Origin of the sequence: Stenotrophomonas rhizophila (genome assembly GCF_001704155.1) — a bacterium.
GTDB lineage: Bacteria > Pseudomonadota > Gammaproteobacteria > Xanthomonadales > Xanthomonadaceae > Stenotrophomonas > Stenotrophomonas rhizophila_A.
The window spans coordinates 3,436,418-3,460,449 of the sequence record NZ_CP016294.1 but is presented as its reverse complement, the minus strand read 5'-3'; the positions used below and the strand labels follow the sequence as shown (position 1 = coordinate 3,460,449).

The 24,032-nt window shown below is 67.7% G+C and carries 19 protein-coding genes; 17 read left to right on the top strand and 2 right to left on the bottom strand.

The window, feature by feature from the left end; all coding sequences use genetic code 11:
- The first annotated feature begins 21 nt into the window (after positions 1-21).
- The 12 genes from rpoZ (at position 22) to BAY15_RS15345 (ending at position 15,522) form a co-directional block, all read left to right on the top strand.
- Entirely contained in the window at positions 22-321 is a 300-nt protein-coding gene (rpoZ, locus tag BAY15_RS15400; RefSeq protein ID WP_068853884.1) for a DNA-directed RNA polymerase subunit omega, read from the top strand.
- Between the two features lie 154 nt (positions 322-475).
- Complete coding sequence (locus BAY15_RS15395) at positions 476-2,635, top strand: RelA/SpoT family protein (RefSeq protein ID WP_068853883.1); 2,160 nt, start codon at positions 476-478, stop codon at positions 2,633-2,635.
- 56 nt (positions 2,636-2,691) lie between these two features.
- On the top strand, positions 2,692-3,078 hold the full coding sequence (locus BAY15_RS15390) for a RidA family protein (RefSeq protein WP_068853882.1): 387 nt from the start codon (positions 2,692-2,694) through the stop codon (positions 3,076-3,078).
- 7 nt (positions 3,079-3,085) lie between these two features.
- Positions 3,086-5,197 (top strand): ATP-dependent DNA helicase RecG, encoded by a 2,112-nt coding sequence (gene recG / locus BAY15_RS15385; RefSeq protein WP_068853881.1) that lies wholly within the window; start codon positions 3,086-3,088, stop codon positions 5,195-5,197.
- Between the two features lie 193 nt (positions 5,198-5,390).
- Complete coding sequence (locus BAY15_RS15380) at positions 5,391-6,329, top strand: nucleoside hydrolase (protein ID WP_068853880.1); 939 nt, start codon at positions 5,391-5,393, stop codon at positions 6,327-6,329.
- 113 nt (positions 6,330-6,442) lie between these two features.
- Entirely contained in the window at positions 6,443-6,709 is a 267-nt protein-coding gene (locus BAY15_RS15375) for a type B 50S ribosomal protein L31 (protein ID WP_068853879.1), read from the top strand.
- Between the two features lie 324 nt (positions 6,710-7,033).
- A complete protein-coding gene (locus BAY15_RS15370; protein WP_068853878.1) occupies positions 7,034-8,311 on the top strand; it encodes a citrate synthase in 1,278 nt (425 codons plus the stop codon).
- A gap of 551 nt (positions 8,312-8,862) precedes the next feature.
- A complete protein-coding gene (locus tag BAY15_RS15365) occupies positions 8,863-9,375 on the top strand; it encodes a CS1 type fimbrial major subunit (protein ID WP_068853877.1) in 513 nt (170 codons plus the stop codon).
- A 51-nt stretch (positions 9,376-9,426) separates the two neighbouring features.
- A complete protein-coding gene (locus BAY15_RS15360; RefSeq protein ID WP_068853876.1) occupies positions 9,427-12,027 on the top strand; it encodes a CS1-pili formation C-terminal domain-containing protein in 2,601 nt (866 codons plus the stop codon).
- Entirely contained in the window at positions 12,027-13,145 is a 1,119-nt protein-coding gene (locus BAY15_RS19265; protein WP_237334276.1) for a CfaE/CblD family pilus tip adhesin, read from the top strand. Before BAY15_RS15360 ends, BAY15_RS19265 begins: the two co-directional genes overlap by 1 nt.
- 17 nt (positions 13,146-13,162) lie before the next feature.
- Positions 13,163-13,861: a fimbria/pilus periplasmic chaperone gene (locus BAY15_RS15350; RefSeq protein ID WP_099047415.1), complete on the top strand. Its 699-nt coding sequence runs from the start codon at positions 13,163-13,165 to the stop codon at positions 13,859-13,861.
- A gap of 11 nt (positions 13,862-13,872) precedes the next feature.
- Positions 13,873-15,522, top strand: a complete 1,650-nt coding sequence (locus BAY15_RS15345) for a YadA-like family protein (RefSeq protein ID WP_083214203.1) — start codon at positions 13,873-13,875, stop codon at positions 15,520-15,522.
- A gap of 18 nt (positions 15,523-15,540) precedes the next feature.
- Here BAY15_RS15345 and BAY15_RS15340 read toward each other — a convergent pair whose 3' ends face one another.
- A complete protein-coding gene (locus tag BAY15_RS15340) occupies positions 15,541-16,188 on the bottom strand; it encodes a hypothetical protein (RefSeq protein ID WP_068853874.1) in 648 nt (215 codons plus the stop codon).
- Positions 16,189-16,281: 93 nt separating this feature from the next.
- Positions 16,282-18,702, bottom strand: a complete 2,421-nt coding sequence (locus BAY15_RS15335) for a penicillin-binding protein 1A (RefSeq protein ID WP_068853873.1) — start codon at positions 18,700-18,702, stop codon at positions 16,282-16,284.
- Between the two features lie 225 nt (positions 18,703-18,927).
- Here BAY15_RS15335 and BAY15_RS15330 point away from each other — a divergent pair, with 225 nt between their 5' ends.
- The 5 genes from BAY15_RS15330 to BAY15_RS15310 are packed head-to-tail and all read left to right on the top strand — an operon-like array spanning position 18,928 to position 24,032.
- Positions 18,928-19,986 (top strand): pilus assembly protein PilM, encoded by a 1,059-nt coding sequence (locus BAY15_RS15330; protein WP_038686523.1) that lies wholly within the window; start codon positions 18,928-18,930, stop codon positions 19,984-19,986.
- Positions 19,986-20,825, top strand: coding sequence for a PilN domain-containing protein (locus tag BAY15_RS15325; RefSeq protein ID WP_068853872.1), 840 nt, complete (start codon positions 19,986-19,988; stop codon positions 20,823-20,825). The genes BAY15_RS15330 and BAY15_RS15325 overlap by 1 nt, the downstream gene beginning before the upstream one ends.
- Positions 20,822-21,496, top strand: a complete 675-nt coding sequence (locus BAY15_RS15320; RefSeq protein ID WP_068853871.1) for a type 4a pilus biogenesis protein PilO — start codon at positions 20,822-20,824, stop codon at positions 21,494-21,496. The genes BAY15_RS15325 and BAY15_RS15320 overlap by 4 nt, the downstream gene beginning before the upstream one ends.
- A 35-nt stretch (positions 21,497-21,531) precedes the next feature.
- Entirely contained in the window at positions 21,532-22,029 is a 498-nt protein-coding gene (locus BAY15_RS15315; protein WP_237334367.1) for a pilus assembly protein PilP, read from the top strand.
- Positions 22,030-22,049: 20 nt separating this feature from the next.
- A complete protein-coding gene (locus tag BAY15_RS15310; RefSeq protein WP_068853869.1) occupies positions 22,050-24,032 on the top strand; it encodes a type IV pilus secretin PilQ in 1,983 nt (660 codons plus the stop codon).

Below are 24,032 nucleotides of genomic sequence, written 5' to 3'. Positions count from 1 at the left end.
TGCCGGCTGCCGGGAGCCCGCATGGCCCGCATCACCGTAGAAGATTGCCTGGAAGTCGTCGATAACCGTTTCGAGCTGGTCATGATGGCGTCCAAGCGCGCCCGTCAGCTGGCCAACGGTGTCCAGGCCACCCTGGACAACAGCGAAACCGAAGACAAGCCGACCGTGCTGGCGCTGCGCGAAATTGCCGCCCGCAAGATCGACAACGCCCTGATCGACGAAGTCGAGAAGGCCGAGCGCGAGCGTGCCGAGCGTGAAGCACTGGAATGGGCCGCTGCCGAAGTCGTCGCCGACGAAGACATGTCCAAGAACGACGACTGATCCCATCCGATCATCCGTTGTTGCAACAGACAGCCCGCCATGTGCGGGCTGTCTGCTTTTGAGCGGCAGGTCACCCCGTTGGTGGTGACGCATTTGACGATTGCCCGAACGCAATAGTTTGCCGTTATCCCGTCGCTGGAATAGTCTTCCAGCCATGAACCCAGGCCCCTCTGCCAAGGTCGCCACGTCTCCCGGCGCGGCCGTACCCGACTATGTCCTCCAGCTTGAACGCGCAGCCCATTACCTGCCGCCCGAGCAGTTGCCGCTGCTGCGTCGCGCCTGGGAGGTAGGGGCCTCCGCGCATGCCGGGCAGACCCGCAAATCGGGCGAGCCGTACATCACCCACCCGGTGGCGGTGGCGCAGGTACTGGCCGAGCTGGGCCTGGACGTGGAAGCGCTGATCGCCGCGATCCTGCACGACACCATCGAAGACACCCCGCTGACCCGCGAAGAACTGGCCGCCGAATTCGGCGAAGCCGTGGCCGAGCTGGTCGATGGGGTGACCAAGCTGGACAAGCTGAAGTTCCGTGACCGCCAGGAAGCGGCCGCCGAAAGCTTCCGCAAGATGCTGCTGGCGATGTCGCGCGACCTGCGCGTGATCATGATCAAGCTGGCCGACCGCCTGCACAACATGCGCACGCTGGGCGCGCAGAGCACCGAGGCGCGCGGCCGCATCGCGCGCGAGACCCTGGAGATCTACGCCCCGATCGCGCAGCGGCTGGGCATGAGCCTGGTCAAGAGCGAGCTGCAGAACCTGGGCTTCAAGGCGCTGTACCCGTGGCGCCACGCGATCCTGGAAAAGCACATCCGCAGCCAGCCGGTGGTACGCCGCGAGGCAATGGCACAGGTGGAAGTGCAGCTGTCGCAGCGGCTGGCCAAGGAAGGGCTGGAACACCGCCTGGTCAGCCGGATCAAGACCCCGTGGAGCATCTACAACAAGATGCGCGACGAGAACAAATCCTTCGACCAGGTCATGGACGTGTTCGGCTTCCGCCTGGTCGTGCGCAGCGTGCCCAACTGTTACCACGCGCTGGGATCGGTGCATGCCACCTTCAAGCCGCTGGATGGGCGCTTCCGCGATTTCATCGCCATTCCCAAGGCCAACGGCTACCAGTCGCTGCACACGGTGCTGTTCGGCCCGTACGGCTCCCCGATCGAAGTGCAGATCCGCACCGAGGAAATGGACCTGATCGCCGAGCGCGGCGTGGCCGCGCACTGGACCTACAAGTTCGGTGGGGACACCCCCAACAGCGCGCAGAGCCGTGCGCACGCCTGGATCGTGGAACTGATCGATTCGCAGCGCGCCGCCGGTTCGTCGCTGGAATTCCTCGACAACGTCAAGGTCGACCTGTTCCCGGACGAGGTCTACCTGTTCACGCCCAAGGGCAAGATCCTGGCCCTGCCGCGCAACTCCACCGCGCTGGACTTCGCCTATGCGGTGCACACCGACGTGGGCAACATGGCGGTGGCCTCGCGCGTGGACAAGAAACTGGTGCCGCTGCGCACCAAGCTGGTCAGTGGGCAGACCGTGGAAGTCATCACCGCACGCTCGGCCACGCCCAAGCCGCAGTGGCTCGAATTCGTGGTCAGCTCCAAGGCGCGCACCGCGATCCGCCACCAGCTCAAGCAGCTCGAACACGAAGATGCCGTGCAGCTGGGCCACCGCATGCTGGACCGCGCGCTGGAGGCGATGGACAGCTCGCTCGAACGCCTGCCCAAGGGGCGCCTGGATGCGTTCCTTGCCGAACACCGCTACCCGCGCCTGGAGGCCCTGCTGGCCGAAGTGGCGCTGGGCAACTGGATGCCCAACCAGGCCGCGCAGGCCCTGATGGCCTATGCCGAACTGCGCGGCGGCGCGCATTCCAAGCACTCGCAGGAAAAGATCCTGATCAACGGCAGCGAACGCGGCGTGGTCAGCTTCGCCAACTGCTGCCAGCCGATTCCCGGCGACGAGATCATGGGCTACCACACCGCCGGCAAGGGCATCGTGGTGCACCGCCTGGACTGTCCGAACCTGGCCGAACTGCGCAAGTCGCCCGAGCGCTGGGTGCCGATCGGCTGGGACACCACCGTCTCCGGCGATTACGACACTGCGCTGGTGGTGGAAGTGGAGAACGGCACCGGCGTGCTGGCCCAGCTGGCCGCAGCGATCGCGCAGAGCCATTCCAACATCGAGCGGGTGGACTACCTGGACCGCGACTTCAACGCCGCCGTGCTGGCCTTCAACATCCAGGTCCGCGACCGCAACCACCTGGCCGAAGTCATGCGCCGGCTGCGGCGTTTGTCAGTTGTCCAGTCGGTGCGCAGGCAATAGGCAATGATCGAAACCGATACAATGGCCCACCATTGTTCGACATAACGAGGCACCCCATGTCCCGCCAGATCATCAACACCGAAAACGCACCGGCCGCGATCGGTCCGTATTCGCAGGCCGTGCGTGCCGGCAACACCGTGTACTTCTCCGGCCAGATTCCGCTGGACCCGGCCACCGGCGACATCGTCGGTGCCGGTGATGTCGAAGCGCAGGCCCGCCGCGCCTTCGACAACCTCAAGGCCGTGGCCGAAGCCGCCGGCGGCTCGCTGGACAAGGTGGTCCGCCTGGGCCTGTACCTGACCGACCTGGCCGAATTCGCCAAGGTCAACGCGGTCATGCAGGACTACTTCCAGGCGCCGTTCCCGGCCCGCTCCACCATCGAAGTGTCCGGCCTGCCCAAGGGCGCCAACTTCGAGGTTGATGCGGTGATGGTCATCGACTGACCGCCACGTGGCACGCAGACCGGCGGTCACCCCGGCGCTGGCGCCGTCCGGCGAAGCTTCGCTGGCGGTGCTTGCCGGCGTGGGTCCGGCCGTGGCCGCCAAGCTGGCGGCGCGCGGCCTGTCCTCGCTGCAGGACCTGTGGCTGCACCTGCCGCTGCGGTACGAAGACCGCACCGCTCTGACCCGCATACAGGACCTGCGCAACGGCGTGCCGGCGCAGGTGGAAGTCCGCGTGGTCGCGGTGGACCGCGGCATGCGCTTCCGCCCGACCCTGAAAGTGGCCGTGGAAGACGAAGGGCAGGGCACCCTGGTGCTGCGTTTCTTCCACTTCCGCCAGCAGCAGGTGGCCCAGTTCTCCGTGGGAACCCGCCTGCGCTGCTTCGGCACGCCCAAGCCGGGCCAGCTGGGTCTGGAAATCGTCCACCCCAGCTACCAGGTGCTCGGCCGTACCGATGACCCGGCGCTGGGCGACAGCCTGGACCCGGTCTACCCCACGGTGGAAGGCATCGGCCCGGCCACGCTTCGCCGCCTGATCGGCCAGGCGCTGGACCGCCTGCCCGAAGAATCCAGCCTGGAACTGCTGCCGACGGGCTGGCTCGATGGCCTGGCGTTGCCCTCGCTGCGCAGTGCCTTGCTGACCGTGCACCGCCCGCCACCCGACGCCAACCTGGCCGCGCTCGCCGCAGGCACGCATCCCGCGCAGCGCCGGCTGGCGCTGGAAGAGCTGCTGGCCCACCACCTGAGCCTGCGCCGCCAGCGCATAGCCCTGCAGGCGCACCATGCGCCACCGCTGGCCGGCCCCGGGAGACTGGCCAAGGCCCTGCTCAAGCAGCTGCCCTTTGCCCTGACCGCCGCGCAGAAGCGTGTGTTCACCCAGATCCGCGAGGACCTGGCCCAGCCGCGCCCGATGCTGCGGCTGGTGCAGGGCGATGTCGGCTCGGGCAAGACCGTGGTGGCCGCGCTGGCGGCCATGCTGGCGGTGGAGCAGGGCAAGCAGGTCGCGCTGGCTGCCCCCACCGAACTGCTGGCCGAACAGCACCTCACCAACCTGCGCGGCTGGCTGGAACCGCTGGGCGTGCAGGTCGCCTGGCTGGCCGGCAAGGTCACCGGCAAGGCGCGCGCGAAGGTGCTCGAACAGGTCGCCAACGGGCAGGCCCAGGTGGTGGTGGGCACCCATGCGCTGATGCAGGAATCGGTGGTGTTCCACGACCTGGCGCTGGCCATCGTCGACGAGCAGCACCGGTTCGGCGTGCACCAGCGGCTTGCGCTGCGCGACAAGGGACCGGGCGGGCACAGCGTGCCGCACCAGCTGGTGATGACCGCCACGCCGATTCCGCGCACGCTGGCAATGTCCGAATACGCCGACCTGGACGTGTCGGCGATCGACGAACTACCGCCCGGGCGCACCCCGGTGCAGACCGTGGCATTGAACAATGATCGCCGCCCCGAACTGATCGAGCGCATCGCGCTGGCCTGCCGCGAAGGCCGCCAGGTGTACTGGGTGTGCACCCTGATCGAAGAAAACGACGAGCTGGATGCCACCCCCGCGCAGGCCACGTTCGAATCGCTGCAGGCGTTGCTGCCGGGCGTGCGGGTGGGGCTGGTGCATGGCCGGCTGAAGGCCAGCGAGAAGCTGGCCACCATGGTCGCGTTCAAGGCCGGGCAGATCGACCTGCTGGTGGCCACCACGGTGATCGAAGTCGGCGTGGACGTGCCCAATGCCTCGTTGATGGTGATCGAGAACGCCGAACGCCTTGGCCTGGCCCAGCTGCACCAGCTGCGCGGACGGGTCGGGCGTGGTTCGGCGGTGTCGCGCTGCGTGCTGCTGTACCAGGCGCGGCTGTCGGCGATGGCACGCGAGCGCCTGGAAACCATGCGGCAGACCAACGATGGCTTCGTGATCGCCGAAAAGGACCTGGAACTGCGCGGTCCGGGGGAGCTGCTGGGTACCCGCCAGACCGGCCTGGCCGGCTTCCGCATGGCCGACCTGGCCCGCGACGCGGATCTGCTGCCGGGCGTGCATGCGCTGGCCGAGCGGTTGATGGTGGAGGCGCCGACGGTGGCCGATAGGGTGGTCGAGCGGTGGATTGGCAACGCGGTGAGATACGCGTCGGCATAGTCGGCATGGTCTGGGCCGGCCAACGGCCGGCGCTACCGATCGAATGATCCCGACGGTCGATTGATCCAGATCCCAATGGGCCCGTAACAATTCGTAGCGCCGGCCGTTGGCCGGCCCAAGTGGCCCCGACCCGCGCCTTGTATTTGTCATCCCGGGGTGCGAAAGTCCCTTGCCGCTTACCAAGACGGCACGCATGACCAAGAAGATTCCGCTGTTGATCGACACCGATCCGGGTGTCGATGACGCCCTGGCCCTGTTGATGGCCTTTGCCGACGAACGCCATGACGTGGTCGGCCTCACCATTGCCGCCGGCAATGTCGGCCTGGACCACACGGTCCGCAATGCGCTGAAACTGTGTGAAGTGGCCGGGCGTGAAGACGTGCCGGTGTTCGCCGGTACCCCCGAACCGCTGGTGCACCCGTCGGTGGATGCGGCCCACGTTCATGGCGCCGACGGCTTCGGCGACGTCAACCTGCCGGCCGCCCAGCGCCAGGCCGAAGCCGAACACGCCGCGCTGGCCATCCTGCGCCTGTCGCATGAGTACGCCGGCGAGCTGTTCCTGGTCGCCCTCGGCCCGCTGACCAACCTGGCCCTGGCGCTCAAGCTCGACCCGACCCTGCCGCAGCGCGTGAAGCGCTTCCTGGTCATGGGCGGGGCGGTCACCTGCCACGGCAACATCACTCCGGCGGCCGAGTTCAACATCGCCTTCGATCCCGAAGCGGCGCACGTGGTGTTCACCGGTTTCCCGCACATCGAAGTGGCCGACTGGGAAGCCACCGTCGCCCACGGCCTGCTGCACAAGGATGTCGAGCAGTGGCTGGCCTTCGACAGCGACAAGGCACGCTTCTACGAGCTGATCTCGCGCCAGACCCGCCTGTGGTCCGAAGACAGCCGCGGCGAGCGCTGGTTCGCCGCCGACGCCCTGGCCATGGCCTGGGCGCTGCAGCCGGAAGGCGCGCTGCGGGTTGAATCGCGCCCGCTGAACATCGAACTGGCCGGCACCTTCAGCCGGGGTGCTACCATTGTCGACTGGAACCGCCAGACGGGGCAGCCGGACAACACCGAGCTGCTGATGGCCTACGACCAGGGGCGCTTTGAAGCCCAGGTCCGGAGTGCGCTCGGCGTCGCCTGACGCCGCAGTGGCGGTATCTTCACGCGGAACGTGGCCATGGGTTGCCCTAGGGAGCGGCCCCGGCTATAATGCCGCTCTTGCGTTTCCCTGACCTTATTTACGGTGTGTGCCCCATGAAGGACGATATCCATCCGAACTACCGTGACGTCGTGTTTCAGGACGTTACCTCCGATTTCAAGATCCTGACCCGTTCCACCATGGCGACGAAAGAAACCGTGAAGTGGGAAGACGGCAACGAGTACCCGCTCGTCAAGATCGAAATCTCCTCTGCTTCGCACCCGTTCTACACGGGCAAGCACAAGGTGATCGACACCAGCGGCCGTATCGACAAGTTCCAGAAGCGTTTTGGCAAGCCGGCTCCGGCTGCTGCTGCCGAATAAGCGTTTCGAAGCTGCTGCACGCAAACAACGGTCGCCTCGGCGGCCGTTGTTTTTTTATGCCTGGAGGAAAGCCTGCTGGCGGATGAACGACGGTTCATAAATTCCCCCGCCGCGCGGAACGCAGTGTCCATTCCAGCCCGCCTGGCGCTTGCCGGTGCTTGTGCGGCAAGGGCGAGCGGGGTGTGCGTCTACGACTTCCGTCCTAGGGCGTGGCAAATGTTGCTGTGCGATAATGACGTGATCCACAGCACAGGCTGTGGACTTACTTTCACGTGCCTGCCCCACGCGCTTGGGTGGGCGCCTTCCCCTTGAGGAGCGCACACAGTGTCCGATCTTGATCAGGTCACGCTGAATGCCGGCGACAAGTCGGTTGTTCTGCCTGTCATCAAACCCACGCTCGGCAACGATTGCGTCGATATTTCGAAGCTGACCAAGGAAACCGGTCTCTTCACCTACGACTCCGGCTTCACCGCCACCGCCAGCTGCAAGTCCGCCATCACCTACATCGACGGTGACAAGGGCGTGCTGCTGTATCGCGGCTACCCCATCGAGCAGCTGTCGGAAAAGTCCAGCTACGTCGAAGTGGCTTACCTGCTGATCAACGGCGAGCGTCCGAGCGCCGAGCAGCTGAAGGCCTTCACCGATGAGCTGGCTGCCGAAGCCAACGTCGATGCCTCGATCAATGCCCTGATCGCCAGCTTCGACAAGGATGCCCACCCGATGGCCATCCTGACCGCTGCCATCGCGCAGCTGTCGGCGAAGTACCACGCCTCGCTGGACCTGTCCGACGCCGAGCAGCGCCGCCAGTCCGCCGTCCGCCTGATCGCCAAGGTGCCAACCCTGTCGGCGCTGATCTACCGCCACGGCAAGGGCCTGCCGGCCAACACGCCGGACACCTCGCTGGATTACGTCAGCCGCTTCCTGAAGCAGACCTTCGAGTCGGCCGATGGCCAGTACGAGCTGAACCCGGACGTGGTCAAGGCGCTGGACCTGCTCTTCATCCTGCATGCCGACCACGAGCAGAACGCCTCCACCTCGACGGTGCGCCTGGTCGGTTCGACCGGTGCCAACCCGTATGCGTCGGTCGCCGCTGGCGTCACCGCGCTGTGGGGTCCGGCCCACGGCGGTGCCAACGAAGCCGTGTTGAAGATGCTGGAAGAAATCGGTTCGGCGGACAACGTTGAATCGGCCGTGCTCAAGGCCAAGGACAAGACCTCGGGCTTCCGCCTGATGGGCTTCGGCCACCGCGTGTACAAGAACTTCGACCCGCGCGCGAAGGTCATCGGCGAGATGACCGGCAAGGTGCTCAAGCAGCTGGGCGTGCAGGATCCGCTGCTGGACGTTGCCGTGAAGCTGGAACAGGCCGCGCTGCAGGACGACTACTTCGTCGCCCGCAAGCTGTACCCGAACGTCGATTTCTACAGCGGCATCATCTACAAGGCGCTGCAGATCCCGACCGAAATGTTCACCGTCATGTTCGCCCTGGGCCGCACCTCCGGCTGGGTCGCGCACTGGCTCGAACAGCAGGTTGACCCGGAAATGAAGATCGGCCGCCCGCGCCAGGTCTACACCGGTAGCGACGTGCGTGACTACCAGGGCTGATCAGCTCCCGTAGTGCATGAAAAGACGCCTCCGCAAGGGGGCGTTTTTTTATTGCTGTCGCCTGTGCATTTCCCTGGCCACCGACAGTTCGTCGGAGGGTCGGCGGGTACGGGGGTACGGGGGCTTTACGAAACATGGATGTTTCGTAAGAGCCCCCAAGGATGGGTTTACGGCGCCCCCCGTACCCCCGTACCCGCCGGCCCTGCACGCAGCATCGTGCAAACGACGGCTTTGGCTTTGGCTCTGGCTCTGGCTCTGGCTCTGGCTTCAGCTTTGCGCCTTTCGCTTTCAGCCTCCGGCAACACCACGCCGTGCGGCGGCGAGCATAAAGCAGCAATCCGCAACATGCGCACGCGCACGCGTCGGAATGCTTGCGTTGCTTCCGGTTCGCGCGCGCTGTCGCAGAACGTGCGCGTGCGTGGCGGGTTTAAGAATGGTTGCGTGGGGAGACGTCGCGCACAGAACTAACGTGATCGTGTCGCCGACACTGCACAGCGCAGCGTGGGTGATCGCCTCGAGCGAGGCGTTTTTCAATCATGGGAGAGAACCACATGTACCGCACCCTGAAGCAGGCCGCGTTGGGCCTGGCGATCTTTACCGCCGCACTGTCCGCCCACGCCGTTGAGGCGCACATCACCGTCTGGGCGAACGTCGACCCGACCCTGTCGCTGCTCCGGGCTGATGGCAGCGCGCTTCCCGCTGACGTCGAGATGCCGTACCGCGCCGGGCAGGGACTGAGCAGCTGGAGCGAACGCGTGCGCGTGTTCTCCAACGACACCAGCCTGGATGTCGATGTCCGCCTGGCCGAGCCGGCCGTGCTGATGCCCAAGGTGACCGCTGCCGGTGCGGTCGACATCCCGCTCTCGGTTACCTTGAACGGCCGCGAGCTTGGCCTGGCCCCGATCGCGTTCACCGCCGACCAGCTGTTCCAGGGCGCCATTCCCGGTGCCTCCATCGAAATGCCGCTGACCGTGGCCCAGGCCGCGCCCGGTCCCATCACCGCCGCCGGCCTCTACGACGGCCCGGTCAGCCTGGTCCTGGTGCAGAAGGCAAGCAGCCTCTAAGCCATTGCGCGGACGCCGGCCCTGCGGGGCCGGCGTTCCTGCGCCCCTGCCATGCGCATTCCTGCTCCCGCCCTTGTCCGGCTGGCGGTGGCGCTTGTCCTGGTGCTGGCCTGCGTGGCCGTCCAGGCAAGCCCGGTGCCGGCCGGTTTCGAAGATCTTGTCAGTGGCCAGCGCGAGCGCGTGGAAGTGCGCGCGTTCGGCCGTTCCGCCGGCCTCTGGCCGGCCTGGGTGACGCTGGAGCACGTCCAGCTGGAACAGCCCGCGCAGGTGTTGGCCGCGCTGGGCGTGACCACCTCCGCGCAGCAGGCACTGCTGCCGGCGCTGTCCCTGCCGCTGCCGCGCAACAGCCACCTGGCCTGCGTCCATGGCCAGCCACAGCCGGACTGCGGCTGGCGCCCCCCGTCCGAGGATCCGACCCACATGCATGCCATCTTTGACGAAGGCAACGGCGCGCTGCTGCTGTTTCCCGCATTGCGCTGGCTGCCGCGCGCGTCGCCCGGTGCCGACGGGCTGCATGCGCCCAGCGAGCACGCCGAAAATGCGTTGCTGCACCAGCAGACGCTCGCGCTCAGTGGCAGTGGCAGCCAGTACGCCCTCAACGCGCATGGCAGCGCCACGCTGGGCGTCCTGCGCGCCGGCCATGTCGGCGGCAACTGGAACTACGCGCGCCACGCCTGGCCCGGCCAGCGCGCCCGTACGCACTTCCAGTTCGACGACCTGTACTACCGGCATGACCTGGCCAGGCGCCACTACCTGCAGGTCGGGCGCATGGACCGGCGCAACCTTGCCAGCACCCAGGGCGGACAGTTCGGCTTCGGCATGTTGCCGCTCGACCGCTTCGACGGCGTCCGCGCCGGTACCACCCAGGCCTACGTCGATGCCGGCGCCGATATCGGCGCCGCGCCCCTGACCGTGCTGCTGTCGCGGCAGGCGCGCGTGGATGCCTACGACGGCGAGCGACTGCTGCAGACGTTCTACCTGCCCGCTGGCGTCACCGACCTCGATACCCGCCGGTTTCCACCGGGCAGCTATGACGTGACCCTGCGGATCCACGAAGACGGGCGCCTGCTGCGGACCGAGACACTGCCGTTTGCCCGCACCCAGGACTGGGGCGAACCGGGCGTGCAATGGTTTGTGCAGGGCGGGCGAAGCCGCGCGCGCGATGTCCGCCTGGACGCCGGCGACCGCGTCCTGCAGGCCGGCCTGCGCATGCCACTTGCCCGCCAGCTTGGCCTGAGCCTGGGCGTGGCACGCGTTGCCGAGGCCAGCCACGCCGAGCTGCGTACCGGAGTCCGCCATCGCCTGGGCAGGCACGACCTGCACGCCGAAGTCGGCGCCCTGGTCGGCAGCGACGGCAGGCGTGGCAGCCAGCAACAGCTCAGTGTGCGCAACACCGTTTCCTGGAACCTGTACCGGCAGCGCCTGCGCGGCAGCCGTTGTCGCGTGGACTGCGCTGATTCCCTCAGCGCATCGCTGACCGTTCCGTTGTCCGGCGGCAGTCTTTACCTGGGACACAGCCGCAGGCGCACGCTGGTACCCGGCGGCTGGCCCGGTGGCAGCGCCCGCAGCCTGCAGGCCGCCTACGGTCTTACCCGGCAGTGGCGCAGCGTCAGCATCGGCACCCGTCTCGGCGCTTGGCGTCAGACCGGGAGTTTCTCCGACCAGGGCCTGCAGCTCTCGGTCACGCTCTCGCGGTTGCAGCACGCCGCAGGCGCCAGCCAGCTGCGCCGCATCGGTGCCGAAGCACGGCGCACGCAGTCCGGTGATGCCGGTCAGCGCCTGCTGCTCGCGCAGTCCTGGCGCCGCGAACAGGACGCGACCGCGCGCGAGGTGGTCACCGAGGTCAGCGTGCAGGACGCCGCCGACGTCGATGCGCTGCTGGCGCTGCGCACCGCCACGCCGCTTGGCCAGACCAGTGCCGTGCTGTCGCACCACCGGCAGGCGCATGCCAGTGAGACCGGGTACAGCCTCAGCCATGGATCGGCGCTGGCGCTGTCGCCGCGCGGCCTGTTCTGGGGCGGCGCGCCCGGTGCCGACGCGGGCGTCGCCGTCAGCGTCGAGCATGCCGCTGCCAGCGGGTTCGACGGCGCGGCCGCCGAGGTGAAAGCCGGGGCCAGCCGCCGCCAGGTGCTGCGCTCCGGTCAACGCCGCCTGCTGCCGCTGAGCGGCTATCAGCGCCATCAGGTGGAGGTCCAGGATGCGCCCGGGCACGCACACGACGCCAGCGTGCGGGTGACCCATCCCGGCCCTGCCCAGCAGCCCTTCCTGTTGCCGGGCAGGGTGATCGCATTGCCGGTGGGCGTGGAAGCCACCTTCACCTATATCGGCAGCGCCGTGGACAGGGCCGGTGCCGCGCTGGCCGGTGCGCGCATCCTCAACGCCGCGGTTCCCCGGCTCGGGGCCGACGGCGGGTTCATCGCCGAATTCCCGCAGCGCGAAGCGGTCCTGTACCTGTTGCAGGCAGGTCGCCTGCTGCACTGCCCGCTGCAGGTGCGCGAGCAGCGCAGCGTGGTGCTGCTGGTAGGGCAGGTGGCGTGCACGCCCCTGGCGCGCGACGCGCTGCCCGCCCGCATCGCCCTTCAGCCGCGTGTGCAGCAGTTGCTGGAGGATGCAGCGCCGATCGCGCAGGAGGGGCGATGGAGCGGGCCCTGATGCGCGCCGTCATGCTGGTACCGGCCTTGTGGGTCGCCCAACCCGCGGCGGCGCAGCGGCCCCCGGTCACCACGCCGGCCGCAGGCACCACCGTGACCGCGCTGAGCCACGCCTTCGACCGTGCCGCGCCGCAGTCGCTGTCGTTATGGGCGCCACGCACCATGCTGGGGTTCGACGAGGTGGTGCACGGCCATGGCCGCCTGCATGTCACCTGCACCGATGACCCCGCGCGCGGGCGCTGCCCGCGCAGCGACACCGGCGAAGGACCGACCGGGCGCCAGCCGATCCTGCTGGAATTCCACGAACCGCGCAGCGGCCAGCGCCGCGACATCGGGGTCAGCGGATGGATGGAACGGGTCGAGTGGGAGCGCAGCTGCAGCGACGACTACTGGGACAAATCCGAGTACCCGCTGTGGACATCGGCAACCCGGGAGTGTCACGTCGCCCCGGCCGGCACCGCCGCGACGTTGCAGGTGGCGGCAACGGACATCGGCGCGCTGGTGGCCGGGCGCTGGCGGGCCGAGCTGCACCTGGACGTGCGCGGCGGCGTGGGCGGCGCGGTACTCGGCCGGCACGTATTCGTGCTGGAGGTCACGGTGACCGATACCGAGCGGGCGGCCATCCACCTGCCCGAGCACGGCGGCTCGGCCGCGCCGATGGACCTGCAGTTGCAGTTGCGGGCCGTACCACCGCCGGCCAGCGTCGGCGGCGAGGCCGTGCTGGACATGTGCCTGTACGACGGGCTGGGTTCCCACAGCAGCCAGCTGGTGCTGGTGGCGCGCGATCGCGGACCAGACGTGCCGGGGCGGCCACGCGATGCCTTTTCGGTGTGGCACCACGCAGGCGGCCGCGCGCCGCACGAGCGCATCGATTACCGCCTGCAACTGCTGCATGCGGGCACCACGATCGAGCTGCACCGCGAGGCGCACACGGTGCTGGCCGGCATCCACAGCGCCGAACTGCGGCCGGTGCTGCTGCCCGGCATGGACCAGCCCGTGCACTGCGTGCCGACCCCGCTCACCTTCATCACGCCCCGGGTGCCAGCGGCCGAAAAGCGCGACGGACGCTACCAGGGCGATCTCACGCTTGAAATGCGCCTGCCCACCCGACGCCCCTGACGCCGACCGAGACTTCCATGCGCCTGCATCGCCTTTCCCTGCTGCTGTTGCTGCTTCCCGCCCTGCCGGTGTCGGCCAGCCTGGACGTGCACCCCATGCGTGTCCATGTCGACGCGGGCAGCACCACCAGCATCCGCGTGCAGGCGCAGTCGCCGCGCACCCAGTACGTCAGGGCCACGGTCAAGCGCGTGGTTGCCCCCGCCACCGAAGACGAAAGCGAAGTGGATGAGCCGACCGGCGACGCCGCGGCGATCGCCGTGACGCCGGGCATGTTCGCGCTCGCCGGCGGCGGCACCCGGCTGGTGCGGGTGATCGCCCTGGCCCCGGTCAAGGAAGAAACCGCGTTCCGGGTGTACTTCGAAGGGGTGCGCGGAGACGACCCGGAGGCGCGCCCCGATGCCCTGGAGACCCCCGGTGCCACCCTTGGGGTCAGCCTGGTATGGGGCGTGCTGGTCAACGTGCTGCCTGCCGATGGACGGGTGGCGATGCAGGTTGCCGGGGGCCGCCTGCATAACCACGGCACGCTCCGGCTGGGCATCCGCCGGGTCGAGCACTGCGTTGCGGCCGCCTGCATCACCCACGACATCGAACGCAGCGTCTACCCCGGCGCCACGCTGGCGTTGCCCTTCGAGCCGGTGCCCGGCGCGCGGCTGCGCGTGGATTACCGGCTCAGCCGCGACGGCTACCGCGAACACCAGCAGATCCTGCTGCCTTGAGAGGAAACACCATGCATGTTCTCTACCGATCCTTGTTGTTGATGGTGCCTGGCACCGCGTTCGCGACCGCGTTGCCGCCGCCCGGCGAGGCGGCCCCGGCACCACGCGAAGACAGCACGTCCGAGGCGACGCACAGCGTGGCCTTCGCCAGCGGGCTCGGCGTCGGCGTGGGCGTGGCCGGCGTGTTCGGCCGCGACCAGGTCCGCGACCGCCTGGTGTACTGCGAAGCGCCCGCGGTGCCGCCGGCGGAGGTTCCGATCGCACCGCCGGGGTGGGCCGATGCGCTGTGGCAGGTCAATCACAACCATGAGCGGATCGCGCGCAACCGGCTGGACATCGACCTGCTGCGCGACGGCGTGCAGGGCGTCAGCGCCGACCTCAGCGATGTGGTGCGTTTCGACAAGGACGCCATCGTGCACCTGCGCGGTTCGCGCCTGGTGGCGCTGGGCGCCGGCGAGGTCAGCGCCAGCAGCGCCCACGCGGTCAACGGCGCGCAGCTGTTTGCCGCCGAAGCGCGGGTGGCTGCACTGGAATATGTGCAACGGTATTTCAAGGTCGGATCGGACGAACTGAGCCTGCCCGCGCATGCCGGGTTCCTGGCCACCGCGATGGGCGCCGATGCCCGCGCCGTTGCCAGCGGCTCCACCGCGTACGGCAGCTACGCCACGGCATTGGGCAGCAACTCGGTGGCGCTGGGCCGTGCGGCGATCGTCCTGGAAGGGGCCGCAGACGGTTTCGCGCTCGGCACGCGCTCGCGCGTGTTGGCCGAGAACGGCATGGCGCTCGGCGGCTCCACCCAGGTGTGGGCCGACGCCCATGACAGCGTGGCGCTGGGCTTTGGCTCGATCGTACAGCGTCCCTGGGAGGTCTCGGTGGGCGGGCAGGGCCTGCGCCGACGCATCACCAACGTCCTGCCGGGCATCGCCGCCGATGACGTGGTGTCGCTGCGGCAGCTGTCGGACATGGCCAGCGTGCTCGGTACCAGCATCAACGCCGAAGGCGGCGTGCGCGGCATGCGTTTCGCGGTGCAGGGCAAGTGGCACGGCACCGTGGCCGGAGCGCTGGATGCGCTGGATTACGCGGTAAGCGCGGCACACCGGGCGCTGGACGACATGGGCGAGCAGGTCGACGCGCTCGCGGCGCAGGACGGAGCCCGTCCGCCCTCCAGCGTGGCCGACGCCGCCGAGTCGACCGCGGCGTCGGCGGACACGGCCCACGCCGCAGGCCCGCAGGCCGCTGCCACCGGGACCGCCGTCGCGGCCGACGCGCATTCGGTCGAGCCGGCCGCTGCGACACCGCCGTCGGCAGCGGCACTGCCGCCGGTCGACACCCGCGCCGTGGACGACGCGGTGCAGCGCGCCAACGCGTACACCGATCAGGCCTTGGCCGGCATCGACCGCCGGTTCGACCGCCTCGACCAGCGCATGAACCGCATGGCGGCGATGAGCAGTGCGCAGGCCGCCATGGCCATGAACACTGCGGGCCTGCCCACCTGGAACCGGCTGGGCGCGGGCGTCGGCCATGCCGACGGCGAATCGGCCCTGGCGGTGGGTTACCAGCGCGTACTGGACCGTCGCGCCACCACCAGCGTCAGTCTCAGTGGCGCCTTCAGCCAGGGCGGCGAAAGCAGCGTGGCGATGGGCGTGGGCATCGGCTGGTAGATCCTGCGCGGCGCGTGCTCAGGGGCCGTCCAGATAGCCCCTGATCTCATCCTCGGCCAGCAGGCTGCGCAGCTGCGCGGCCGAGGCCCGTCGCATCGGTTTCTCGTCGATGCTCGACAGCGGCGGCTGGCGCAGCGCGTCGTAGGGCAGCACCGCCACGTCGAAGGTCAGCCCTTCGGCGGAGAACACCCACACCGGCACGTCCATCGTGCGTTCGCGGTCCAGGCGCAGGCGGCGCATTCGCGACTCGGCCGGGATGCGGTGTTCTTCCAGGAACCGCTGCACGGCATCGGCATCGTCGCTGTGCAGCTGCAGCTGCACCGGACTGTTGGCGTCGGCGGTGCCGTCCAGCACCGGTCCGCACAGGCGTGGTGCGAAGCCGTGCAGGAATTCCAGCGCACGCAGGCCGGCTTCGCGGCGTTGTCGCAGCTGCGTGCCATGCCCGGGGCCGGCGAACAGGCGCTGGTACTCGCGCAGGGCGTCTTCGATCTCGGTATTGCGCGGCAGCGAGGCATCGTCGTGGATGCCCAGTCGCCCGGCGGCTTTCAGCTTGGCCTGGTGGTAATCGCGGATTCCGCCTTCGGCCATCAACCGCGCCGCCTCGTGGGCAAGCCGGTGGCGGCGTTCGCGGGTCTGGCTCTCGGCATGCTGACGGGCCCGATGCATGAGCGATGCTCCCCTGTTACGACCTGCCCACGAATGTACACCGATCATGTGACATCGATGTGGTGCCGGCCATCGGCCGGCACCCTTGTGCCATCAAAAAATATCGAACGCCGCGTCGTCGGCCTGCGGGGTCTGGGTGTTGAAGTCGTACTCGGCCAGCTTCTCCATGTCCTCGACCTTGACCCACTCGGTAGCGCCATTGAGCGTCGCCTGGACCATCCCGGTCGGCGGCTCGTTCTGCGCGATCGGGGTGTCCTTCAGCGCCACCCGCATGTAGTCGATCCAGATCGGCAGCGCGGCGCGGCCGCCGTACTCGCGGTAGCCCAGCGAACGGAAATCGTCGCGGCCCACCCATACGGTGGTGGCGTACGGGCCGCCGAAGCCGGAGAACCACGCATCGCGGTGGTCATTGGTGGAGCCGGTCTTGCCGCCCACGTCCTCGCGACCGAGCACCTTGGCCGCCGTGCCGGTGCCGCGCTGGACCACGTCGCGCATCATCGAGACCAGCTGGTAGGCGGTGCGCGCGTCGATCGCACGCGGCGCGGTGCGCGCGTTCGGGTCTACCGGCACGGCCGGCTCCGCCGCCTGCTGCGGCTTGGCCGGGCCGGCCGGTGCAGGTGCGGCGGCGGCACCAAAGTTGAAGCCGTCCACGACCTGGCTCACCGGCGCCCCGCCACTGGTGCCCACGCATTCGCGGCAGGCCCGGGCCGGGTTTTCCTTGAACACCAGGTTGCCGTCGCGGTCGCTGACCTGGTCGATCAGCCAGGTGTCCACGCGCGAGCCGCCGTTGGCGAACACAGCATAGCCACGCGCCACCGACAGCGGGGTCAGCGAAGCGGTACCCAGCGACATCGACAGGTTCGGCGGCAGCTCGGCTTCGGCAAAGCCGAATTCGCTGATGTACTTGCGCGCGTACTCCACGCCCATGCCGTCCAGCAGGCGCACCGACACCAGGTTGCGCGACTGCACCAGCGCTTCGCGCAGGCGCATCGGGCCACGGAAGCCGCCGCCGTCGTTCTGCGGCTGCCAGGTCTTGCCGCGGCGGTCGCGGAACACCACCGGCGCATCGAGCACGATCGAGGCCGGGTTGAAGCCCTTGTCGAACGCGGCGGCGTAGATGAACGGCTTGAAGCTCGAACCGGGCTGGCGACGCGCCTGGGTGGCGCGGTTGAACTTGTTGCCGGAGAAGCTGAAACCGCCCACCAGGGCCTTCAGCGCACCGGTTTGAGCATCCAGCGAGACCAGCGCGGACTGGCCGCGCGGGATCTGGTCCAGCAACCACTCGCCTTCCTTCTCGCCAGCGCGCACGCGGACGATGTCACCGCGCTGGACCAGCTTGGCCGGGCTCTTGCCGGTCCACTTCGCTGCCGAGGCGGGCAGCACCACCTCGGTGCGGTTGGCCAGCACCACCGTGGCGCTGCCATCGGCGCCGGTGCCGGCCACGATGGCCGGCAACAGCCCGGACTGGCCATTGATACCGCGCAGGTGCGCGGCCAGTGCGGCCGCATCATCGCCCGCGCCCAGCGCCACCTGCTGCTCCACCCCGTGCCAGCCGTGGCGGTGGTCGTAGGCCAGCAGGCCGTCGCGCACGGCCAGGTTGGCGGCGGTCTGCATCTCGGCGTTGATGGTGGTGGTGACGTGGTAGCCCTTGTTGAGCACGTCGCCGCCGAACCGGGCGATCATCTCCTGGCGGACCAGTTCGGCCACGTAGGGGGCCTCGACCTGCAGCGGCGGCTCATGCGCGCTGGCGTGCATCGGCACCGCCTTGGCTGCGTCGGCCTCGGCCTGGCTGATGAAGCCCAGGTTGGCCATGCGCTGCAGCACGTAGTAGTCGCGGCGCTCGCGGGCGCGCTCGGGGTTGCTGATCGGGTTGCCGCTGGAGGGGAACTTGGGGATGCCGGCCAGCGAGGCCATCTCGTCCAGGCTCAGCTCGCCCAGCTTCTTGCCGTAGTAGAACTCGGCCGCCGCAGCCACGCCGTAGGCGCGGTTGCCGAAGAAGCTCTTGTTGAGATACAGCTCGAAGATCTCGTCCTTGCTCAGTTCCTGCTCGATCTTGCGCGCCAGCAGGATCTCGGCCAGCTTGCGGGTGTAGCTGTACTCGGAGCTGAGGAAGAACTGGCGGGCGACCTGTTGGGTGATGGTCGACCCACCCGGGACCCGCTTGTCGTTGGTGGTGGCCAGCAGCCAGACCGCGCGGCCGATGCCCTTGTAGTCCACGCCCCCGTGTTCATAGAAGCGGGCGTCCTCGGTAGCCAGGAAGGCCTGCTTCAGGCGCTCGGGGACCTCCTTCATGGTGATCGGGGTGCGACGGGACTCGCCGAACACTGCCATGAGCTTGCCGTCGGCCGCATAGACGTACATGGGCTCCTGCATCTCGATGTCGCGCAGGGTCTGGACGTCGGGAAGACGGGAGGAAATGGCGTAGTACAGGCCCCCGGCGACCGCGGCGCCGATCAGTGCCAGGACCAGGAAGGCGACCAGCAACCAGCGCAGCCAGCGGCGAAGGCGAGTCATCAGTGTCAGATTCCGATTGCGAATTTCGTGGCCGCAGAGTATAGATTACGCAAGGGAACGGCTGGGGTTGTTCCCGGGGAGAGCATTTCGGTCACCGTCAGGGGACGGGTGAAACGTGTCGTAAGTACACGTTTTGCACGTTGATGGTTGCGAATTGCAAAAAAAACGTTATTAATGCGCGGGCGCAAGTTTTGCGTCCAAGTGCCCGTCGGCAGGGGAGAAACCGTGGGGCTTATCCCAAAAAGCCAGTCGCCGCTTATTGGCGTCGACATCAGCTCGACTGCAGTAAAGCTCTTGCAGCTTTCCCGCAGTGGCAATCGTTTCCGCGTGGAACATTACGCTGTGGAACCACTACCGCCGAATGCGGTGGTGGAAAAGAACATCGTGGAAGTGGAGGCCGTGGGTGAGGCCATCCGCCGCGCGGTGAACCGTTCAGGCACCAAGGCCCGGCATGCCGCCGCAGCCGTGGCCGGCTCTGCGGTCATCACCAAGCTCATCCCGATGCCCGCTGACCTGGACGAGAACGACATGGAAGCCCAGGTCGAGCTCGAAGCGGTCAACTACATCCCGTACCCGATCGAGGAAGTGAACCTCGATTTCGAGGTGCTGGGTGCGATTCCCAACAACCCGGAAATGGTCCAGGTGCTGTTGGCGGCGTCGCGGTCGGAGAACGTGGAGCTGCGCCAATCGGCGCTGGAGCTCGGTGGCCTGACCGCCCGGGTGATGGACGTGGAGGCCTTCGCGGTCGAAAACGCCTTCGCGCTGGTGGCCAGTGAACTGCCAATCGCCAGCGATGGCGTGGTCGCGCTGGTCGACATCGGTGCCACCATGACCACCCTGAACGTGCTTCGTGGCGGGCGCAGCCTCTACAGCCGCGAACAGGTGTTCGGTGGCAAGCAGCTGACCGACGAGGTCATGCGCCGCTACGGCCTGACCTACGAGGAAGCGGGCCTGGCCAAGCGCCAGGGTGGGTTGCCGGAAAGCTACGAGATGGAAGTGCTCGAGCCGTTCAAGGAAGCCACGGTCCAGCAGATCAGCCGCCTGCTGCAGTTCTTCTATGCAGGCAGTGAGTTCAACCGGGTCGACCACATCGTGCTGGCCGGCGGTTGCGCGGCGCTGGCCGGTCTGCCGGAGATGGTGGAGGAACAGCTGGGCGTGGCCACCGTGGTGGCCAATCCGCTGGCGCAGATGACGCTGGGTCCGAAGGTGCAGGCGCATGCCCTGGCCCAGGACGCCCCGGCGCTGATGATTGCCACCGGTCTGGCGCTGAGGAGCTTCGACTGATGGCAAGAATCAATCTATTGCCCTGGCGCGCCGAGCGGCGCAAGCAACGCCAGCGCGAGTTCATGACCATGCTCGGCTTTGCGGCTATCGCAGGCGTGGTGCTGTCGGCGCTGATCTGGTTCTACTACGACCGCCAGCTCAGTGGCCAGGAGGACCGCAACGCGTTCCTCACGGCCGAGATCGCACGGGTCAAGGAGCAGAACAAGGAAATCGACCGCCTCGATCGCCAGAAGGACCGCCTGCTGGCGCGCAAGAAGGTGATCGAACAGCTGCAGGCCAAGCGCTCGCAGATGGTGCACCTGTTCGATGCGCTGGTCCGGACCATCCCTGATGGGCTGGTGCTGACCGCGTTGAAGCAGGAAGGCGACATCCTCACCCTGGAAGGGCGCACCCAGTCCAACGCCCGGGTCAGCGCCTACATGCGCAACCTGGAAAGCTCGGGCTGGATGACCAAGCCGGAACTGTCGGTGATCGAAGCCAGGAAGCCGGAAGAAGAGAAGGACAAGCCGATCGGCCCTGTCTCGGACATTTCCGCGCTGCCGTACGTGTTCGTGGTCAAGGTGACGCTGCCCGCGCAGAGCGAAGCGGTCGACGGTATCGCGCCGGATGGCACCGTGGAGGCACCGGGCACCGACCCGAATGCCGCGCCTGCCGCTGCCCCCGCCGTTGCCCCGCTCGCGCCGGCGCCCGCAGGAACTGGCGCACCGGCACCTGCGCCGGGCACTGCTCCGGCACCGGCCGCTGACCCGGCTGCACCGGCGCCTTCGGGCAGCCGTATCGTTCCCGCCCCGGCAACGCAACCGGCGGCGTCCAGCACGCCGCAGAAGGGGGCCGCATGAGCCAGAAGAAAGTCAACCTGAAGGACCTGGACTTCAACAACATCGGGAGCTGGCCACAGCAGGCGAAGATCGTCTTCTGCGCCCTGTTGACCGTGCTGATCGTCGTGCTCTCGTGGTTCCTGCTGATCAGTGGCAAGAGCGACGAACTGGCATCGCTGGAGCAGACCGAAGTCTCGCTGCGCGCCGATTTCGAGAAAGAGCAGGGCCGCGCGGTCAACCTGGAGCCGCTCAAGCAGCAGCTGGCCCAGATGGAGCAGGTGCTGCAGCAGATGCTGCGCCAGCTGCCCAGCAAGACCGAAATGCCGGACCTGATCATCGACATCTCGCAGACCGCGCTGTCCAGCGGCCTGGTCAACGAGCTGTTCCAGCCCGGTGAGGAAGTGCCCAAGGAGTTCTACGCCGAAAAGCCGATCGCCCTGCGCATGGTGGGCAGCTACCACCAGTTCGGTGCGTTCGTCAGCGGCGTGGCTTCGCTGCCGCGCGTGGTCATCCTGACCATGCACGACATCAACCTCAAGCCCAAGGACCCCAAGACCGGCATCACCGCGCGCAGCGGCGCGCTGGAACTGTCGGGCACGGTCAAGACCTACCGTTACCTGGACGACGTGGAAATGGAAGCGCAGGAGAAAGCGGCCGCACAGGCAGCAGGCCCGAACGGAGGCAAGCCATGAACCTGGCCAGCACCGCACGGGTATGTGGCCTGCTGATGCTGGTCCTGTTGGCGGGCTGCGCACGCAGCATCTCCAGCACGCCCGGTGACGCGCCCAACCTGGAAAAGTGGGTCGCCGACGTGCGCGCCCGCCCGGCACCGCCGCTCGAACCGCTGCCTGTCATGCAGCAGTTCGAGACCTTTGAGTACTCCGCGCAGGGGATGCGTGATCCGTTCACCGACGCCTGGGCCAACCCCCAGGCCGGCGGCTCGGGCCTGCGCCCGGATCCGAACCGCCGCAAGGAGCCGCTGGAAGCCTTCCCGCTGGACTCCCTGGACATGGTCGGTTCAATCGGCAAGGGCAGCGCACTGGTCGCGCTGGTGATGGCGCCGGACAAGGTCACCTATCGGGTGCGTCCGGCCGTCTACATGGGGCAGAGCGACGGCCGCGTGACCGGGGTCTTCGAAGACCGGATCGAACTGATTGAACTGGTGCCGGATGGCGCGGGCGGCTGGCTGGAACGGCCTGCATCGCTTGCGCTTGAAGATCAATGAATGATTATGGGGATAGCACGATGACCTTTTCCAACGCCATGCTGCAGCGTCCCGACCGGCGCCCGAAGCTGATCCACCTGTGCGCGCTGGGAGTCGCGCTCATGGTGGCCAATGGCACCCTGATGGCGGCCACGCCGGCCGCTGCAGCCACGACCCAGGGGGTCGGCCCCGCGCCGGCCGCCGCACCGGCCTCGCTGGCGGTGTCCAAGATCGATTTCAAGCGCGGTGAAGACGGCAGCGGCCGGCTGATCCTGCAGTTCGATGGAAAGGGCGCCAACCCGGACCTGCGCAGCCAGGGCAACAGCGTCGTGATCGACGTGGGCAACGCGACCCTGCCGGCGAACCTGCAGAAGTCGATCAACGTGGTCGACTTCGCCACGCCGGTGCAGCGCATCGATCCCAAGCCGTATGGCGGTGGCACCCAGCTGGTGCTGGACACCAACACGGCCTTCGAGTCGCTGGCCTACCAGACCGGCAACGAGTACGTGGTCGAGATCAGCGCCCGCAAGAGCGCCCCGGCCACCGGTGCGATCAACGCCACCACGGTGACCCAGGCGGCCACCGCGGTCGCGCAGCGTGGCTACAGCGGCAAGCCGGTGACCTTCAACTTCCAGGACGTGCCGGTGCGCACCGTGCTGCAGTTGATCGCCGAGGAGTCCAACCTGAACATCGTTGCTTCCGACACCGTCGAAGGCAACGTCACCCTGCGCCTGGTCAACGTGCCGTGGGACCAGGCACTGGACATCGTGCTGCGGGCCAAGGGCCTGGACAAGCGTCGTGACGGTGGCGTGGTGTGGGTGGCCCCGCAGCCGGAGCTGGCCAAGTTCGAGCAGGAGAAGGAAGACGCACGCATCGCGATCGAGAACCGCCAGGACCTGATCACCGATTACGTCCAGATCAACTACCACAACGCCGCGCAGATCTTCAAAGCGCTGACCGAAGCCAAGGGTATCGGCGGCAGCGGTGGTGGCGGTGGCAGCGGTGGCGGTTCCGGCGGCAGCTCGCAGGAAGACAGCGGCTTCCTGTCCTCGCGTGGCCGTCTGGTGGCCGACGAGCGCACCAACACGCTGATGATCAGCGACATCCCGAAGAAGGTCGCGCGCATGCGCGAGCTGATCAACGTGATCGACCGCCCGGTTGACCAGGTGCTGATCGAAAGCCGCATCGTGATCGCCACCGATACCTTCGCGCGTGAACTGGGTGCCAAGTTCGGCATCACCGGCAGCCGCGACAACGTGTACTTCAGTGGCAACACCAGCACCAACCACGAAAACGTCACCAGCGACGGCGAGAACGCGACCGAGTACCAGGAAGCGCTCAACGAGTGGGCTGCCGGTGGCGGTACCGGTCCGATCCCGGTGCGTCCGCCCCGTACCATCAACACCGGTGGCCTGAACTGGAACCTGCCGGTGGCCGCGGCCAGCAACCCGGGTTCGCTGGCACTGTCGATCCTCAACGCCGGCTACCTGCTGGACGTGGAGCTGTCGGCGATGCAGCAGGAATCGCGTGGTGAAGTGATCTCCAACCCGCGCGTGGTCACCACCAACCAGCGCGAAGCGGTGATCAAGCAGGGTAAGGAAATCGGCTACGTCACCATCACCGGCGGCACTGCCGGCCAGGCGGCCACGCCCAACGTGCAGTTCAAGGAAGTGCTGCTCGAGCTGAAGGTCACCCCGACCATCACCAACGACAACCGCGTGTTCCTGAACATGGCGGTCAAGAAGGATGAAGTCGAAAGCTACATCGTGCTGGAAGGCTACGGCCAGGTTCCCTCGATCAACCGCCGCGAAGTCAACACCGCCGTGCTGGTGGATGATGGCCAGACCGTGGTGATCGGTGGCGTGTACGAGTTCACCGACCGCAACAGCGTCAACAAGGTGCCGTTCCTGGGCGACGTGCCCTTCCTGGGCAACCTGTTCAAGAAGCGCAGCCGCAACAAGGACAAGGCCGAACTGCTGGTCTTCGTCACCCCGAAGGTGCTGCGCGTGGCCAAGACCAACTGA